This is a genomic window from Dietzia sp. oral taxon 368 (genome assembly GCF_002999155.1).
Classification (GTDB): Bacteria; Actinomycetota; Actinomycetes; order Mycobacteriales; family Mycobacteriaceae; genus Dietzia; species Dietzia cinnamea.
Genome location: NZ_CP027238.1, coordinates 337,688 through 355,740, shown reverse-complemented (window position 1 = coordinate 355,740; position 18,053 = coordinate 337,688). Strand labels below are relative to the sequence as shown.

The following is an 18,053-nucleotide window of genomic DNA, read 5'->3' as shown; positions in this document are numbered from 1 at the left end:
TCACCCACCCTCCACTTTCGGGTGTAACGGGGTGTGGCAGCCATCACATACCTTGTCCGTCAATCGGCGTTTACGCGCCGGGGACCACCCCGCCGGGTCTTCCGCCCGACGGCCCCTTACAGGACTTGGAGTTGTCTTGACAGCCACGAACCTCCCCGCGGGGGATTCGGCACAGTCGCCGAACGACCCGCCGGTCACGCAGAAGACCTCGCTAGCGAAGGTAGCCGCGGCCTCCTCGATCGGTACGACGATCGAGTGGTACGACTTCTTCATCTACGGCACCGCCGCGGCCCTGGTCTTCCCGGCCCTGTTCTTCCCGGACCAGAACCCCGCCACGGCGACCCTGTCGTCCTTCGCCACGTTCGCGGTCGCGTTCTTCGCGCGGCCCGTGGGCGCGGCGGTCTTCGGTCACTTCGGCGACCGGATCGGCCGCAAGCGCACCCTCGTCTGGACGCTCATGATCATGGGTGTCGCGACCGTGTTCATCGGCCTCCTGCCCGGGTACGAAACCGGGGCGTTCGGGGCGTTCGAGAACGGTATCGGCATACTCGCGCCGATCCTTCTCGTCGCGTGCCGCTTCTTCCAGGGCTTCGCCGTCGGCGGAGAATGGGCCGGCGCGACCCTGCTGACGGCGGAGTACGCGCCGAAGGGCAAGCGCGGACTCATGGGTATGTGGCCGCAGCTCGGGGTGGCCTTCGCCTTCTTCCTCTCTTCGGGCACCTTCCTGCTGTTCTCCCTCATCGCCGGTGACGGCGCGGACGTCAACAGCCCGTTCATGCAGTACGGCTGGCGCATCCCGTTCCTGCTGTCCGCGGTCCTGGTCCTCATCGGTCTGTGGATCCGCATCTCAGTCGAGGAGACCCCCGTCTTCAAGCAGGACCGGGCGCTCGCCGCCACGGAGACCGCTCCCCGGACCCTGCCCTTCGCCGATGCGATCCGCTTCCAGTGGAAGGAGATCCTCATCGCCGGTGGCGCGCTCACCTCGCTGTTCTCTCTCTTCTACATGGGCACCTCCTTCCTGACGAACTACGCCACCAAGAACCTCGAGCACCCGCGCCCCTTCGTCCTGGGCATGGGCATGGTCGCCGCGCTCATCTTCGGTGCCGCGATCGCGGTCTCGGCCATCTACTCCGACCGCATCGGCCGCAAGAAGGTCATCGGCACCTCGGTCGCCCTGGCCGTGGTGTGGGCGCTGTTCGTGTTCCCGATCCTCGACACCGGCTCGCCGATCGCGTTCGCCCTGGTCCTGTTCGTCACCCTCATCATCTTCGGCATCGCCTACGGCCCGGCCGGCGCTCTGCTACCCGAGCTGTTCCAGGCCCGCTACCGCTACACCGGTGCCGGCCTCGGCTACAACCTCGCCGGTATCCTCGGCGGTGCGCTGCCGCCGCTGGCCGCCGCCGCGATGGTCGCCGCCGGCAACACGCTCGGGGTGGGGATCATGCTGTCGCTCCTGTCGGCCATGTCCATGCTGTGCGTGGTGGCGATGACGGAGTCGAGCAAGAACGAGATCCACGCGGACGCCGAGATCTCCGAGGACCGCGTCCTCGCCACCGAGGTGCCCTGACCCGCACCGGGTGACCCCGGGACTCCCCGCCGAGGGAGCCCGCCACCATCAGCCGCGCCCGGCCCCACCCGAGAGGGGGCCGGGCGCGGTGTCGTGTGGCGCCCCGGGATCAGAAGTCTCCGGCGGACCGGCGCAGGGAGGCGATCGCGTCGATGAGCGCGACCTGCTCGTCGGCGCTCATTCCCGGGTCGGCGAAGACGCCGGCGTTGAGCGCGGCGGTCGCCTCGGCCACCACACGCCGGCCGTCGTCGGTGATCTCGACGAGCGTGGTGCGGCCGTCCGTCGGGTGCGGGCGACGTTCGACCAGGCCCGCGTCGAGCAGCCGCTTCATCGCGCTGGTGACACTGGTGACGTGCACCTGGAGGCGCTCGGACGCCTTGGTGATGGGGAGCGACCCGGAACGCGAGAAAGCGAGCAGCCGCAGAAGCTCGTAGCGGGGGAACGACAGGTTCCAGGGCCTGAGGGTCTCCTCGACGCGGGCGAGCAGGATCTGGTGCGCCCGCATCACCGACGTCACCACGGTCATGCCCTGCGCGGCGTCGGCCCACCCCTCGCGCTCCCAGTTGGCGCGTGCCTGGTCGATGCGATCGGGGATCGGGGTGGTCCTGGGGGGCAAGGGCACACTCCTGGAGGGCACGACGGTCGGGGCGGTCAGCAGAGTCTATCCGCCCGGCGGGCCCGTGCAGGGAGGACCCGGCACGGCCACGCGGGGTCCGCCGCACGCGCGCCCCACCATGTCGGGGGGACCGCGGCGCTCCGGCGACGCGGGTTCGCGGTGTGACCGACGCTATGGTCGCCGCATGAGATCTGCTGTCCAGCAGTCGGGAACATCGTTCGACCCGGCGCGTATCCGTCATCCGCACTTCCGGGACCTCCTCACCGACGCCGCCACGGCCGTCTCCCGGATCGAGGACGGGGACACCGTCGCGATCAGCGGGTTCGCCAGTGCGGGCACCCCCAAGGCGTTCGCGCCGGCCCTCGCTGAGCGGATGCGGACCGTTCGCGCGGCGGGCGGCCGACTCCGCGTCAACCTGCTCACCGGCGCCTCGGTGAGCAACGAGGTCGAGGCGATGCTCGCGGAGGTCGGCGGCGTCGACCTCCGGATGCCGTACCAGAGCGAGCCCACCGCGCGGCGCGCGATCAACGAGGGCCGCGTGGACTACGTGGACATCCACCTCTCACATGTCGCGCAGCAGGTGTGGGAGGGCTACTACGGGAACGTGGACGTCGCCGTGGTCGAGGTGGCGGCGGTGACGGACGACGGCAAGCTCGTCCCGGCGATGTCCGTGGGCAACAACAAGAAGTGGCTCGATGTCGCGGACAAGGTGATCCTCGAGGTGAACTCGTGGGTCCCGCTGGGCGTCGAGGGCATGCACGACGTCTACTACGGCACCGCGCTGCCGCCAGAGCGTCGGCCGATCATGCTCACCCGGCCCGACGACCGGATCGGGCAGGCACACCTGGAGGTCGACCCGGCCAAGGTGATCGCCGTGGTGCCGACCGACCGTCAGGACTCCGCCAGCGCACTCACCGAGCCCGACGAGACCAGCCGGGCCATCGCCGGGCACGTCGCGGAGTTCCTCCGCCAGGAGGTCGAGCGCGGGCGGATGCCCGCCGGCAGCCTCCTCCCGCTGCAGGCCGGGATCGGCAACGTCGCCAACGCTGTGCTCTCCGGGTTGGAGGCCGGGCCGTTCGAGAATCTGACCTGCTACTCGGAGGTCATCCAGGACTCCATGCTGCGGCTCATCCGCGAGGGCAAGGTCGCGCACGCCTCCGCCACCTCGCTCGCCCTGTCGCAGGCGGGTCTCGAGGAGCTGGTCGACAACATCGACCTCTATCGCGACCACATCACGCTGCGCCCGCAGGAGATCAGCAACCACCCGGAGATCGTCCGACGCCTGGGCATCATCGGGATGAACGGCATGCTCGAGGCGGACGTGTACGGCAACGTCAACTCAACCCACGTGTGCGGCACCCGGATCATGAACGGGATCGGTGGTTCCGGCGACTTCACCCGCAACGGGTACGTCTCCATGTTCCTGAGCCCGTCCACCGCGAAGGGCGGTGCGGTGTCGGCGATCGTCCCGATGATCCCGCACGTCGACCACACCGAACACGACGTCCAGGTGATCGTCACCGAGCACGGCCTGGCGGACCTGCGCGGGCTCAGCCCCCGCAAGCGCGCCCGCCTCGTCGTGGACAACTGCGCCGACCCGGCGTACCGGCCGCTGCTCCACGACTACCTCGACAGGGCGAACGCCCGGCCCGACGCCGGCAACACCCCGCATATGCTCGAGGAGGCGTTCTCCTTCCACACCCGCTTCGCCGCGACGGGAAGCATGCTGGAGTAGAGGAGCACCATCCCGACAGACGCACCCGGAGGATCGATGACGACCAGCCCGAGGCCCCTACGCATCGGCAACGTCTCCGCGTCGCGGACCGATCGTTCCAGCGCGACCGCCGAGTTCCTCGCGGCGGCGTCCCTGGACGTCCTCGCGCTGGACATGCTCTCGGACGAGGCGATGCTCGATCTGGCCGAGCAGCGGGCGGCGGGCGGTCCGGGGTACGAGCGCGCCGCCCTCGTACAGATCGGCGAGTGCCTGGACCGTCTCGGCGCGGGCGGTGCCGGCGGGGACGGCGCCGGCGAGAACGGCGCCGGAGGGAACCGTGCCGGCGGGGTCCGGATCGTCACCAACGCGGGTGCGCTCGACCCGGCCGGCCTCGCGCGCGAGCTGCGGGCCCTGGCCGCGGACAAGGGCGTGGAGCTCGCCGTGGCCCACCTCGACCCGGGCGAGGTGACGGACCGGGCGCCCGCACTCGGGCTCGGTGACGTCGACGTGGCCACCGTCCGACACGGTGCGTTCGGGATCGCACGCGCGCTCACGGCCGGCGCCGTCGTCGTCGTCACCGGGCGCGTCAGTCGCGAGGCCCTCGTCGCCGGCGCCGCGGCGGCGCACCACGGCTGGACCCCGTCCGCCCTCGACGCCCTCGCCGGCTCAGTCGCGGTGGGACACGTGCTCTCCGGCGGCCCCGGCGCGACGGGGGTCGTCGACTCCACCACCGACGTCACCCGTACCACCGACCCCGTCACCGGCGGGTACCCGATCGCCGAGATCGCCGACGACGGCTGCTCGGTGATCACGCGACACCCGTCGGCGTTCGGCTCGGTCACGGTCGGCACCGTCACCGACCAACTCCTCGACGGCGTCGCCGGCGCCCGGTACGCGGCGCCCGACGTCGTCCTGCGGCTCGACTCCCTCCGCCTGGCGCAGGAGGGCACCGACCGCGTCCGCATCAGCGGCGCCCGCGGCGAGCAGGCTCCGCCGGTCGTCGCGGTGGTCGGCATGAGCCGGGGCGGCCAGGGCGGCCCGGACGGCCGGCGCCCCACCCGGGTCGCCCGCCCGCTGCCGCAGGACGAGTCCGGGCACACCGTCGTCCTGCCAGACGGTGCGCGCGTCCGTGTTCCCGTGCCGCGCGAGACCGCGCCGATCGGCCCGGGGGAGCTGCCGGTCCCGTGGTCGGCGGGCGCCGTCCCGGGCGGGGAACCCGTCGCCGCGACCCTGGGGTCGGTGGCCGGCGTCCGCCGCGGCGTCGTCGGGCGCGGGGTCAACATCGCGGTGTGGACGTGGGACGACTCGGCCTTCGCCTGGCTCGCGGGCGAGCTCACCGCGGAGCGCTTCCGCGAGCTCGTCCCCGAGCTGGAGGGCATGGACACCAGGCTGTACCTGCTGCCCAACCTCCGCGCGGTCAACCTGGTGGCGCGCCCGCCGCGCGGAGAGGTGCTGCGGCCCGGGCTGGGTGCCGACCTCGCCGCGGCTCGACTGGAGATCCCCGGCGAGCTGCTCGAGGTCGGCCCCTAGGAACCAGCGCCGCCCGCGCCGCCCGCGCCAGCCGGGCGCCCGGAGAGGCCGATCGGGTCGTCAGGCGAGCGCGCGCAGCTCGACCTTGCGGATCTTGCCGGTCGCGGTGCGGGGGATCGAGTCCACCACCACGACATCGCGCGGTCGGTGTGACGAGGGGAGCCGCTCGGCGCCGAACTCGCTCACCGAGGCCTTGAGCTCGTCTTCGGCCGGGGCGCCCTCGGAGGGCACGACCACCGCCACGACCAGCTCGCCCCACGTCGGGTCGGGGCGCCCGACGCAGGCCACCTCCGCGACGTGCGGGTGGTCCATGAGGACGCGCTCGACGTGCAGTGACGAGACGTTCTCGCCGCCGGACTTGACGATGTCCTTGACGCGGTCGGAGAACCACACCACGCCCTCGTCGTCGATGCGCCCCAGATCGCCCGAGTGCAGGCGCCCACCCACGAACGCCTCCGCGTTGGCCTGCGGGTTGTTCCAGTACCCCTCCATGACGGTCGGGCCGCGGTAGACGATCTCGCCGTCGGTCCCGGGCGGCAGCAACTCGTCGGTGCCGGGTTCGGCGATCCGGTTCTCGGCGATCGGGGTGGGGTAGCCCCACGAGTCGGACTTGTCCGGGCCCAGTTCGGGCCACTGCATGACGGTGGCCGGCGTGCACTCGCTCATCCCCGAGGCCAGGACCATCCGCGCGTCGGGGAGCGCGGTCTCGAGGCGTCGGCGCATCTCCTCCGACATCGGGGCCATGGCGTAGAGGAGGAACCGGACCGAGGACAGGTCGAGTCCCCGGTCGGTGCCGTCGGCGAGCGCCTCGAGCATGAGGGGCAGGCCCACGAGGTGCGTGGCGCGGACGCGGGCGACGGTGTCGGCGTACCCGATGGGGTCGAACCCCGGCAGCAGGTGGACCGTCGCGCCCATGGTCACCGCGGACAGCAGGACGCCGTTGAGGCCGGCGGTGTGGAAGAGGGGGAGCGGGCACACGGTGACCGACGGTTCCGCGCCCCAGTTCAGGCCGAACAGCGCGCCGTTGCCGAGGGCGGCGACGGTCACCGAGAGGTGGGAGGTGAGGACGCCCTTGGGGCGGGAGGTGGTCCCGGACGAGTAGAGGCACTGGACGACCTGGCGGTCGCCGATCACGGTGTCCGGGTTGGAGTCGTCGTCCGCCAGCAGGTCGTCCCAGCCGATCAGCGTGGGTCCGTCGGTCGTGGCCCCGAGTCCGTCCGGGACCCCGCCGACGACGACGAGGGTCTCGACGCCGGGAATGGCGGCGGTCGCTCCGAGGACGAGCTCCACGAGTGAGCCGTGGACGACGACGATGCGCGTCCCCGAGTCGGTCAGGGCGTGCGCGATGTTCTCGAGCCCGGACAGCAGGTTGACGGGCAGCGCGACCATCCCGGCCTTGGCGGTCCCGAAGTAGGTGGCGACGAACTCCCGGCAGTTCGGGGAGAGGATCGCGACCGGTTCGGACTCGCGGATGCCGTGCTCGACCAGCCCGTGGGCGAACCGGTTGGCGGCGGACTCGAGCTCGAGATACGTCCACGAACCGGTGTCGTCGGTGAGGGCGGTGCGGTGAGAGAACGTAGCGGCCGCACGGGTGGGGATGTCCCCCACGGAGCAGCGGCGGGCGAGGGCGTGATCGGTCGGGTCGATGCCGGTGGGGTCGAGTCGCACAGTGTCTCCAGGGGCTCGGGGGAGGGGTGAGGGGAACGCGTGTCTGTGACGCGTATCACCGTAGGCATAGGCTCGCAGAGGCCCGGCGAGAAAGCAAACAATCACGCTTGCTTTTTTTGTGGCGGGGTGTCATCGTGATCACATGACGAACCCCGAGACCTCCGTCACAGAGGATCCGCACACGGCCCTCGCCGCGCTCAGCGCCCGACTGGACGAGCTCGTCGAGGCCGCCGGCGTCGACGGCTGGAACATCGACACCCCGGCCGCGGGCTGGGACATCGGCCTGCAGATCGCTCACCTGGCCTGGACCGACGAGGTCTCGGTCACCGCCATTCGCGACGCGGACGCCTTCCGGTCGGTCGTCGAGAAGGCCGAGGCCGACCCGACCGGCTTCGTCGACGCCGGCGCCGCCGAGGTCGCGGCCACCGGCCGCGACGAGGTCCTCGCGCGCTGGCGCCTGGCCCGTGGCGAGCTCGCCGACGCCCTCAAGGCGGCGGACCCGGGCGAGAAGATCCCGTGGTTCGGGCCGCCTATGCGTCCCAAGTCGATGACCACCGCGCGGATCATGGAGACCTGGGCCCACGGGGTCGATGTGGCCGACGCGCTCGGCGTCCCGGTCGACTCCGACCCGGCGTTCGTGGGAGCCCTCCCGCACGTCGCCCGGCTGGGATGGAAGACCCGCGCCTTCGCCTACATGATGAACGGCCTCGAGGCCCCCGCCTCAGAGGTGTACGTCGCGCTCGCGCAGGCCGACGGCACCGTCGTCGAGTTCGGCCCCGCCGACGCCGAGCAGCGCGTCACCGGGCCGATCCTCGACTTCTGCCTGCTGGTCACCCAGCGCGTCCACCGCGAGGACACCGCCCTCGAGGCGGTCGGCGCCGAGGCCGAGGAGTGGCTGCGCATCGCCCAGGCCTTCGCCGGCCTCCCCGGCGGCGGCCGCGAGAAGGGAGCGCGGGCATGACCGGGTCCACCCCACCGGCGCCGCGCCGCGTCGGCCCTGAGTCGACGGTGCCCCCGCTCCGCGTCGGCAACATGTCCGGGTTCTACGGCGACCGCATCTCCGCGATGCGCGAGATGCTCGAGGGCGGCGAGCTCGACGTCCTCACCGGCGACTACCTGGCCGAGCTGACCATGCTCATCCTGGGCCGGGACCGGCTGAAGAGCGCCGAGCTCGGCTACGCCAAGACGTTCCTCCGCCAGCTCGAGGACTGCCTCGGGCTCGCGCTCGAGAAGAACGTGAAGATCGTCGCCAACGCGGGCGGCCTCAACCCGGCCGGACTGGCCGACGCGATCCGCGAGCTGGGTACGCGCCTCGGACTGTCGCCGGTCGTCGCGCACGTCGAGGGCGACGACCTCATGTCCAGAGTCTCTGACCTCGACATCCCGGCCGACGCCGGCGTCCCCGTCACCGCCAACGCCTACCTCGGTGCGTTCGGCATCGCGCGCTGCCTGGACGCGGGCGCGGACATCGTCGTCACCGGTCGCGTCACCGACGCCTCTGTCATCGTCGGGCCGGCCATCAGCCACTTCGGCTGGGGCCGCGACGACCTCGACGCGCTCGCCGGCGCCACGGCCGCCGGTCACGTCATCGAGTGCGGCACCCAGGCCACCGGCGGCAACTACGCGTTCTTCGACCGCGGCGAGATCGCCGACCTCACCCGACCGGGGTTCCCGATCGCCGAGATCTCCGCCGACGGCACCTCGATCATCACCAAGCACGCCGACACGGGCGGCGCCGTGACCGTCGGCACCGTCACCTCCCAGTTGCTGTACGAGGTCACCGGCGCGCGGTACGGCGGCCCCGACGTCGTCACCCGCCTGGACACCGCCGTGGTGGAGCAGGAGGGCACCGACCGCGTCCGCATCTCCGGAGTCCTCGGCGAGCCCGCCCCGCCCACCACCAAGGTGTCGGTCACGTGCCTCGGCGGATTCCGCAACGAGGTCACGTTCCTGCTCACCGGCCTCGACATCTCCGACAAGGCCGCCCTGGTCGAGCGGCAGTTCCGCGCGGGCCTCGAGCGGGAACCCGCCCAGCTCGACTTCCGTCTGCACCGGACCGACCACCCCGACGCCGACACCCAGGCCGCCGCGACGGCCATGCTGACCATCGTCGCCTGGGATGCGGACCCCGACGTTGTGGGCCGGGCGTTCTCCGACGCCGCCGTCGCGATGACGCTGTCCAGCTACCCCGGGGCCACCCCGAGCGGACCGCCCGGCCGCGGCGGACCGTACGGCGTCTACATCCCCGCCTACCTCCCGCAGACCGAGGTGCCGCACGTGGCCGTGCTCCCCGACGGCACCCGCGTCGACATCGAACCGCCGCAGCGGACGCAGGAGATGGGCGACGGCCACACCTCTGACGGGCTCGGCGCCGACGGGGCCCCGCTCGACGCCTACGTCCCGCCCTCCGGCCCGGTCCGCCGTCGCCCTCTCGGCGACGTTCTCGGCGCCCGCTCGGGGGACAAGGGCGGTACGGCGAACATCGGGCTGTGGGCCGGTGACGAGGAGGCCTACCGCTGGATGCTGGCCACGCTCACCGTCGACGAAGTCCGCCGCCTGCTGCCCGAGGCCGCCGACTTGCCGATCGAGCGCTACGAGCTGCCGCGCCTGCACGCGGTGAACTTCGTCATCGACGGTCTTCTCGGCAAGGGCGTCGCCCACGGCTACCGCTGGGACCCGCAGGCCAAGGGGCTGGCCGAGTGGCTGCGCTCCCGACACGTCGACATCCCCGACTCCCTCACCGCCCCCGTGCCCACCACCGCCGATGCCGCCCGCGCGGCCGCCGAGGAGAACGCGTGACCATCCCACGCAGTACAGCCCCCACCATCCCACCGCACGTCCCCGGGGACCCCTGGTACACCGACGAACGTCTCGCCCTGCGCGAGACCACGACCCGCTTCGCCGAGCGTGAGATCCAGCCGCACCAGGATGAGTGGGAGGCCGCCGGCGCGATCCCCCGCGCCCTGCACCGCGCGGCCGGGGAGATCGGCCTGCTCGGCGTGTCGTTCCCGGAGGCGGTCGGCGGCGGCGGGGGAGACATGCGCGACTCGGTCATCGTGTGCGAGGCCCTCCACGAGGCCGGCGTGTCCGGCGGGGTCTTCGCCTCACTGTTCACGTGCGGCATCGCCACCCCGCACCTCGCCCAGTCCGGACGCCCCGATCAGATCGACCGGTGGGTCCGCCCCACCCTGGCCGGCGAGATGATCGGCTCCCTGGCCATCACCGAACCCGGCGGCGGGTCGGACGTCGGGCACCTGACCACCACCGCTCGCCGGGACGGCGACCACTTCGTGGTCAACGGGGCCAAGACGTACATCACCTCCGGTACCCGCGCCGACTTCGTCGTCACCGCGGTCCGCACCGGGGGCGACGACCTGCCCGGTGCGTCCGGCGTCAGCCTCCTGGTCATCCCCACCGACACTCCGGGATTCCACCGATCGGCCCCGCTGGAGAAGCTGGGCTGGCGCGCCTCCGACACCGCGGAGCTGACCTTCACCGACTGCCGGGTGCCGGTCGAGAACCTCGTCGGCGCCGAGAACGACGGGTTCGCCCAGATCGCCATCGGCTTCGTGGGCGAGCGGATCGCGCTGGCCGCCCAGGGCTACTCGCACGCCCAGCGCTGCCTCGACCTCACCCTGGCGTGGGTCCGCGAACGCGAGACTTTCGGCCGCCCGCTGCTGTCGCGCCAGGCCGTGCAGAACACGGTCACCGAGATGGCCCGTCGTGTCGACGTGGCCCGCACCTACACGCACCGGTGCGCCGACCTCGCCGTCGCCGGGCACGACGCCATCGCCGAGGTCTGCTTCGCCAAGAACACCGCCGTCGAGTGCGCCGAATGGGTCGCGGGCCAGGCGGTGCAGCTCTTCGGAGGGTTCGGCTTCATGGCCGAGTCCGAGGTGAGCCGCCAGTACCGCGACGTCCGACTCCTCGGCATCGGCGGCGGCACCACCGAGATCCTCACCACCCTCGCCGGACGACGTTTGGGGTACACGGCATGACCATCCTGCGGTCCACACTGGACACCACTAGCGCCGAGTTCGGCGCAGCGAGAGAGGCGATGGAGGGCAAGCTGGACCAGCTCGCCACCGACCTCGAGCCGGCACTGGCCGGTGGCGGCGAGCGCAAGGTCGCCCGCCACCGCGAGCGCGGCAAGTTCACCGCCCGCGAGCGGATCGACATGATCCTCGACCGCGAGTCGCCCTTCCTCGAACTGTGCGCGCTCGCCGCGTGGGGCTCGGACTTCCAGACCGGCGCCTCCGTGGTCGCCGGCATCGGGGTGGTCTCCGGCGTCGAATGCCTGCTCATCGCCAACGACCCCACGGTCAAGGGCGGCACCTCCAACCCCTGGACCCTACGCAAGATCCTCCGACTCAACGACGTCGCCATGAAGAACCGGCTCCCGGTCATCAGCCTCGTCGAGTCCGGCGGCGCCGACCTGCCCACGCAGAAGGAGGTCTTCGTCCCGGGCGGCGGCCTGTTCCGTGACCTCACCCGGCTGTCCAAGGCCGGCATCCCCTCCATCGCCGTCGTGTACGGCAACTCCACCGCCGGCGGCGCCTACGTGCCCGGCATGAGCGACCACGTCGTCATGATCGAGGAACGGTCCAAGGTCTTCCTGGCCGGCCCTCCGCTGGTCAAGGCCGCGACCGGGGAGATCGCCGACGAGGAGACTCTCGGTGGCGCCGACATGCACGCTCGGGTCTCCGGGCTCGCCGACCACCTCGCCGTCGACGAGTCCGACGCCGCGCGCATCACCCGCGGCATCGTCCGCCGCCTCAACTGGACCAAGGCCGGGCGCGCACCGCGCGCCGACGTGGTCGAGCCGCTCTACGACGCCGACGAGCTCCTGGGCATCGTGCCCGACGACCTCAAGATCCCCTTCGACCCGCGCGAGATCATCGCCCGCATCGTGGACGGCTCGGACTTCGACGAGTTCAAGCCCCTCTACGGCGCGAGCGTGTGCACCGGGTGGGCCGAGATCCACGGCTACCCGATCGGCATCATCGCCAACGCCCGCGGCGTGCTCTTCAGCGAGGAGGCCCAGAAGGCCACGCAGTTCATCGAACTGGCCAACCGCTACGACACCCCGCTGCTGTTCATGCACAACACCACGGGCTACATGGTCGGCTCGGAGTACGAGCGCGGCGGCATCATCAAGCACGGCGCCATGATGATCAACGCGGTCTCCAACTCCGAGGTCCCGCACCTGTCTCTCATCACGGCCGCGTCCTACGGCGCCGGCCACTACGGGATGTGCGGCCGCGCCTTCGACCCGCGGTTCCTCTACTCCTGGCCCAGCGCCAAGTCCGCGGTGATGGGCGGCCAGCAGCTCGCCGACGTCGTCACCTCGGTGGCGGCCGCCGCGTCGGCCGCCCGTGGAGAGGAGATGGACCCCGAGACCATCGAGGGGCTCAAGGCGGCGATCGCCGACCAGATCGAGTCCGAGTCGTTGCCGGCGTTCCTGTCCGGGATGCTCTACGACGACGGCGTCATCGACCCCCGAGACACCCGGACGGTGCTGGGCCTCAGCCTGTCCGCGATCCACTCCGGAGAGGTCGCCGGAACCGACCGCTTCGGCGTCTTCCGGATGTGAGGAACGAGACCATGAGCACCACACCCATCACGTCCGTCCTGGTGGCCAACCGCGGCGAGATCGCCCGGCGCGTCCACCACACCGCCCGCGCGCTCGGGATGAGCACCGTCGCCGTCTTCTCCGACGCCGACGCGGACGCGCCCCACACCCGCGAGGCCGACGCGGCGGTCCGGCTGCCGGGAAACACCCCGGCCGAGACCTACCTGCGCGGTGACCTGGTCATCGCCGCGGCGCAGGCGGCCGGCGCCGATGCGATCCACCCCGGATACGGCTTCCTGTCCGAGAACGCCGGGTTCGCCCGCGATGTGATCGCGGCAGGGCTGACCTGGGTCGGGCCGCCGGTCGCCGCGATCGAGGCCATGGGCTCCAAGATCGAGGCCAAGAAGATGATGGCCGCCGCGGGCGTGCCGATGCTCACCGACCTCGAACCCGCCGACGTCACCTCCGACATGCTCCCCGTCCTGATCAAGGCTTCCGCCGGTGGCGGTGGTCGTGGCATGCGCGTCGTCCGCACCCTCGACTCGCTGCAGGACGAGATCGCCGCCGCGCAGCGCGAGGCCGGGTCGGCCTTCGGCGACGACGCGGTGTTCTGCGAGCGCTACCTCGAACGCGGCCGACACATCGAGGTCCAGGTCATGGCAGACGCCCACGGCACCGTCTGGGCGGTCGGGGAGCGCGAGTGTTCCATCCAGCGCCGCCACCAGAAGGTCATCGAGGAGGCCCCCAGCCCGCTCGTCGAGCGCACCCCCGGCATGCGGGAGAAGCTCTACGAGGCGGCGCGGCACGCCGCCGCCGCGATCGGGTACACCGGCGCCGGCACGGTGGAGTTCCTGGCCACCGACGACGGCGAGTTCTTCTTCCTCGAGATGAACACCCGCCTCCAGGTGGAGCACCCGGTCACCGAGGCCACCACCGGTCTGGACCTCGTCGCCCTTCAGTTCGACGTGGCCGCGGGCCTGCCGCTGCCGTCGGCCGAGCCCCCGGCCGCCCACGGCTGGTCTCTCGAGGCCCGCCTGTACGCCGAGGACCCCGCGAACGACTACACGCCCGGGACGGGGACCCTGTGGGCGCTGGACGTCCCCGGCGTCTCGTCATGGTTCTCCGGGCCGCACCGCCCGGGCATCCGCCTGGACAGCGGCGTCGAGCCGGGCCCCGGCGGCGCCCTCATCGGCGTGCACTACGACCCCATGCTGGCCAAGGTGATCTCCTACGGTCGCACCCGCGCCGAGGCCCGTGCCTCCCTCGCCGGAGCGCTCGCCCGCGCGAAGGTGCACGGCCTGACCACCAACCGCGCGCAGCTCGTCCGCGTACTGCGTCACCCCGAGTTCGTCGCCGGCAACCTGTCCACCGCGTTCCTCGACGACCACGGCGCCGGGGCGCTGGCCGCGCCGCTCGCCGACGCCGAGGCGGTGCGGATCTCCGCCCTGGCCGCTGCCGTCGTCTCCGGCACCGCCGAGCACGCCGCCGGCCCGGTCGCTCTGGCGCAGCCAGGCTTCCGCAACGTCGGTCGCGCCCTTCAGAAGCGCACCTTCCGGGTCGGCGAGGACGAGCTCGAGGTGAGCTACCTCCGCGACCGCTCGGGCCCCCGCCCGGTCGGCGAGCTCGCCGACGTCGTCGGCATCGAGGATGTGTCCGCCGACTCCGCCGTGCTCTCGGTCCGGGGGGTACGGCGGGTGTTCACCGTGGCGCGCTACGAGACCCCGGGCGCGGACACCGTCGTCGAGGTCGACTCGCCGCTCGGGCCCGTCTCGCTTGTCGAACCTCCGCGCTATACCGACCCGGCCGCCGAGGTCGCCGCGGGGTCGCTGCTCGCGCCCATGCCGGGTGCGGTCATCCGGGTGGCCGTCTCCGTCGGGGACACCGTCACCGCGGGCCAGCCCCTGTTGTGGATGGAGGCCATGAAGATGGAACACACCATCGCGGCCGCCGTCGACGGCATCGTCACCGAGCTTCCCGTGGAGGTCGGCACCCAGGTCGAGTCGGGAACGGTCCTCGCCGTCGTCACCGAACCCGGCACCGACACCCACGGCACCGACACCGACGACACCGACACCACCGATCCCACCACAGCCCAGGAGTGACCACGATGACCGACATCTCCCAGATCCCCAATCCCGTGATCGACACCGACGAGCAGGCCCAGCTCCGCAAGGTGGCCTATGACCTGGGCTCGCGCTACGGGCTCGAATACATGCGATCGAAGTCCGACGCGGGGGAGACCACCGACGAGTTGTGGACCGAGGCCGGCAGGCTCGGCCTGCTCGGCGTGAACCTGCCCGAGGAGTACGGCGGAGGCGGTGCCGGCATGACCGAGCTCGCGATCGTCGAGGAGGAGCTCTCCGCCGCCGGCGCCGGGCTGCTCATGATGGTCGTCTCGCCCGCCATCAACGGCACCATCATCTCTCGCTTCGGCACGGAGGAGCAGAAAAAGCGCTGGCTGCCCGGCATCGCGTCGGGCGAGACCATCACGTCGTTCGCGATCACCGAACCCGACGCCGGCTCCAACTCACACGCCATCACCACCACCGCCCGCCGCGACGGCGCGGACTTCCTCATCAGCGGTCAGAAGACCTACATCTCCGGCGTCGACCAGGCCGATGCCATCCTCGTCGTGGCCCGGCTCGAGGGCTCCGCCTCGGGCCGACTCGAGCCGGCGCTGTTCATGGTCCCCACGGACGCGCCCGGGCTGGAGAAGACCCACATCCCCACGGAGGTGCGTACGCCGGAGCGGCAGTTCCAGCTGTACTTCGACGACGTCCGCGTACCCGCCGAGGCGCTCATCGGCGACGGCGACACCGCCCTGCTCATGCTGTTCGCGGGCCTCAACCCCGAGCGCATCATGGCCTCCGGCATGGCGTGCGGCACCGCTCGCTTCGCCCTGGACCGGGCCACGAAGTACGCCAACGAGCGGGCGGTGTGGAAGACCCCCATCGGCGCGCACCAGGGCGTCGCCCACCCGCTCGCGCAGTGCAAGATCGAGCTCGAACTCGCGCGGCTGATGATGCGCAAGGCAGCCGCCCTGGTCGACGCCGGCCGCGACGACCTCGCCGGGGAGGCCGCGAACATGGCCAAGTACGCCTCCGGCGAGGTCTCGGCCCACTCGGTCGACCAGGCCATCCAGACCCTCGGCGGCAACGGACTGTCGGTCGAGTACGGCCTGGCGGGGATGCTCGCCGCGTCCCGGCTGCCCCGGATCGCGCCCGTCAGCCGGGAGATGATCCTCAACTACGTCGCCCAGCATTCGCTCGGGCTGCCGAAGAGCTACTGAGGGGCGTGACATGAGTGACCAGGCGATGAGTCATCAGGCCCGGAGTGATCAGGCCCGAAGTGATCAGGCCCGGAGTGATCGGGCCGGGGGCGACCGGATGCTGGTGCGCTACGAGGTCTCCGGCGGTGCCGCCCGCCTCACCCTCGACTCGCAACACAACCGGAACGCCATCTCCACGGCTCTCGTCGAGCAACTCCACGCCGCGCTCGAACGCGCGGCCGGCGAGGACGCCGCGCGGGTGGTCGTGCTCGGGCACGCGGGCGGCACGTTCTGCGCCGGGGCGGACCTCTCGGAGGCCTCGGCCGCCGCTCCGGAGAGCAGTCCGCAGGAGCAGGCGGCCGAGCGGACCCGGATCTTCCTGGGCCTGCTGCGGGCGATCGTGTCCCATCCCAAACCCGTGATCGCGGCCGTCGACGGTCATGTCCGTGCGGGCGGGATGGGGCTGGTGGCGGCATGCGACTTCGCGCTGGCCGGCCCGGCTTCGACGTTCGCACTGACCGAGGTCCGCCTCGGCCTCGCCGCGGCCATGATCTCGGTACCGCTGGCCGCGCGCGTGAACTCGCGTGACCTCACCCGGGCACTGCTGACGGGGGAGAAGTTCGATGCCGCCCACGCGCGTTCCATCGGTCTGCTCTCCGAGGCGGTCGACGATCTCGACGCCGCCGTCGCCGAGCTCGTCGCGGCGTTCGGGCCCTGCTCCCCACAAGGCCTCGAGGAGAACAAGGCCCTGCTCAGCGCACCGTTGCTCGCCGAGCTGGATGCACGGGGCGAGGACCTGGCGGGCGTCACGGCCCGCCTGTTCGGCACCCCCGAGGTCGCCGAGGGGATGACGGCGTTCCTGGAACGCAGACGGCCCTCCTGGGAGGCGGAGTCGGAGTAGGTTGAACTGTGACACTGGTCACGTGACTAGTGCCACGTCACTCTTTCTCACTCACCCTTTCTCTTCTGAGGAGGCGCGAATGCGCACCAAGGCCGCCATCATCCGGGAGCCGAAGCAGGACGGCTGGGAGATCGTCGACGTCGACATCGACGATCCCCAAGCCGGGGAGGTCCAGATCAGGCTGGCAGCGTCAGGTCTCTGCCACTCCGACGAGCACCTGCTCACGGGGGACCTGCAGTTCGAGTCGTATCCGATCATGGGCGGTCACGAAGGTGCCGGTGTGATCACCAAGGTGGGGGAGGGGGTGATCGGACTCGAGGAGGGCGATCACGTGGTCCTGGCCTTCATCCCCGCCTGCGGTACCTGTCCGCCCTGTTCCGAAGGCCTGCAGAACCTCTGTGACAACGGCGCCGGCCTGCTCAGCGGGCGGGCCATCAGCGACGGCGGGTACCGGGTCCACACGGCCGACGGAACCGATGTCGCCACGATGTGTGTCCTCGGCACGTTCGCGCCCCACGTCACCGTGCACCAGTCGTCGGTCATCAAAATCGAGAAGGACATCCCCCTGGACAAGGCTGCCCTGCTCGGGTGCGGCGTGTGCACGGGCTGGGGATCGGCCACGGAGATCGGCGGCGCCAAGGAGGGCGACATCGTCGTCGTCGTCGGCGTGGGCGGCATCGGCGTCAACTCCGTGCAGGGCGCGGCGGCCGCCGGAGCGCGCGCCATCGTCGCGGTCGACCCCGTCGAGTTCAAGCGTGAGAAGGCCGTGGAATTCGGCGCGACCCACACCTGTGCCTCGATGGACGAGGCGATGGGGCTGGTGGGGGAGATCAGCTGGGGCCGGATGGCCGACCTCGTCATCCTCACCATGGGCGTTGTCGAGGGCAAGGATCTGCTCCCGGGGCTGCTGCTCACCGGCAAGGGGCGACGGTGCGTGGTGGTGGGGCTCGGCGACATGAACGCGGTCGACGCCCAGATCTCAATACTTGACCTGGCGATGCAGCAGAAGACCCTGCAGGGGGCCATCTTCGGCGGCACCGGCCCGCGCAAGCAGATCCCGCACCTGCTGCACCAGTACCGGGCGGGCAACCTCAAACTCGACGAACTCATCACCAAGACGTACCGGCTCGAGGAGATCAACCAGGGTTACCAGGACATGCGCGACGGCAAGAATCTTCGCGGTGTGATCATCTACGACGAGCAGGACTGGTAATAGG

General features: G+C 71.4%; 13 protein-coding genes. 11 read left to right on the top strand and 2 right to left on the bottom strand.

Going from position 1 to position 18,053, the window contains the following annotated elements:
* Positions 1–136 precede the first annotated feature (136 nt).
* Positions 137–1,567, top strand: coding sequence for an MFS transporter (locus tag C3V38_RS01750; protein WP_061228277.1), 1,431 nt, complete (start codon positions 137–139; stop codon positions 1,565–1,567).
* 109 nt (positions 1,568–1,676) lie between these two features.
* Here the strand turns inward: C3V38_RS01750 and C3V38_RS01745 are convergent, their stop codons facing one another.
* A complete protein-coding gene (locus C3V38_RS01745; protein ID WP_061228278.1) occupies positions 1,677–2,183 on the bottom strand; it encodes a MarR family winged helix-turn-helix transcriptional regulator in 507 nt (168 codons plus the stop codon).
* Between the two features lie 184 nt (positions 2,184–2,367).
* On the opposite strand from C3V38_RS01745, the gene C3V38_RS01740 reads away from it, so the two are divergent.
* Both C3V38_RS01740 and C3V38_RS01735 read left to right on the top strand, forming a co-directional pair.
* Positions 2,368–3,918 (top strand): succinate CoA transferase, encoded by a 1,551-nt coding sequence (locus tag C3V38_RS01740; protein ID WP_061913583.1) that lies wholly within the window; start codon positions 2,368–2,370, stop codon positions 3,916–3,918.
* Between the two features lie 36 nt (positions 3,919–3,954).
* Complete coding sequence (locus C3V38_RS01735) at positions 3,955–5,427, top strand: acyclic terpene utilization AtuA family protein (protein ID WP_061228280.1); 1,473 nt, start codon at positions 3,955–3,957, stop codon at positions 5,425–5,427.
* A gap of 60 nt (positions 5,428–5,487) precedes the next feature.
* Here C3V38_RS01735 and C3V38_RS01730 read toward each other — a convergent pair whose 3' ends face one another.
* Entirely contained in the window at positions 5,488–7,095 is a 1,608-nt protein-coding gene (locus C3V38_RS01730) for a class I adenylate-forming enzyme family protein (protein ID WP_106384962.1), read from the bottom strand.
* A gap of 142 nt (positions 7,096–7,237) precedes the next feature.
* Here C3V38_RS01730 and C3V38_RS01725 point away from each other — a divergent pair, with 142 nt between their 5' ends.
* The 8 genes from C3V38_RS01725 to C3V38_RS01690 all read left to right on the top strand — a co-directional run bounded on the left by C3V38_RS01725 (position 7,238) and on the right by C3V38_RS01690 (position 18,049).
* Positions 7,238–8,056, top strand: coding sequence for a TIGR03084 family metal-binding protein (locus tag C3V38_RS01725; RefSeq protein WP_106384961.1), 819 nt, complete (start codon positions 7,238–7,240; stop codon positions 8,054–8,056).
* Positions 8,053–9,894, top strand: coding sequence for an acyclic terpene utilization AtuA family protein (locus C3V38_RS01720; protein ID WP_061228283.1), 1,842 nt, complete (start codon positions 8,053–8,055; stop codon positions 9,892–9,894). The genes C3V38_RS01725 and C3V38_RS01720 overlap by 4 nt, the downstream gene beginning before the upstream one ends.
* The gene (locus C3V38_RS01715; protein WP_174705749.1) at positions 9,891–11,093 is read left to right on the top strand and encodes an acyl-CoA dehydrogenase family protein; all 1,203 of its coding nucleotides are present in this window, start codon (positions 9,891–9,893) and stop codon (positions 11,091–11,093) included. The genes C3V38_RS01720 and C3V38_RS01715 overlap by 4 nt, the downstream gene beginning before the upstream one ends.
* On the top strand, positions 11,090–12,688 hold the full coding sequence (locus C3V38_RS01710; RefSeq protein ID WP_061228284.1) for an acyl-CoA carboxylase subunit beta: 1,599 nt from the start codon (positions 11,090–11,092) through the stop codon (positions 12,686–12,688). The genes C3V38_RS01715 and C3V38_RS01710 overlap by 4 nt, the downstream gene beginning before the upstream one ends.
* Before the next feature lie 11 nt (positions 12,689–12,699).
* Positions 12,700–14,769, top strand: a complete 2,070-nt coding sequence (locus tag C3V38_RS01705) for a biotin carboxylase N-terminal domain-containing protein (RefSeq protein WP_061228285.1) — start codon at positions 12,700–12,702, stop codon at positions 14,767–14,769.
* A 5-nt stretch (positions 14,770–14,774) separates the two neighbouring features.
* Positions 14,775–15,956 carry an acyl-CoA dehydrogenase family protein gene (locus C3V38_RS01700; protein WP_061228339.1) on the top strand — a complete coding sequence of 394 codons (1,182 nt, stop codon included), beginning with the start codon at positions 14,775–14,777 and terminating at the stop codon, positions 15,954–15,956.
* A gap of 97 nt (positions 15,957–16,053) precedes the next feature.
* Positions 16,054–16,836, top strand: a complete 783-nt coding sequence (locus C3V38_RS01695) for an enoyl-CoA hydratase family protein (protein ID WP_061228286.1) — start codon at positions 16,054–16,056, stop codon at positions 16,834–16,836.
* 79 nt (positions 16,837–16,915) lie between these two features.
* Positions 16,916–18,049, top strand: coding sequence for an NDMA-dependent alcohol dehydrogenase (locus C3V38_RS01690; RefSeq protein WP_061228287.1), 1,134 nt, complete (start codon positions 16,916–16,918; stop codon positions 18,047–18,049).
* The last annotated feature ends 4 nt before the right edge of the window (positions 18,050–18,053 follow it).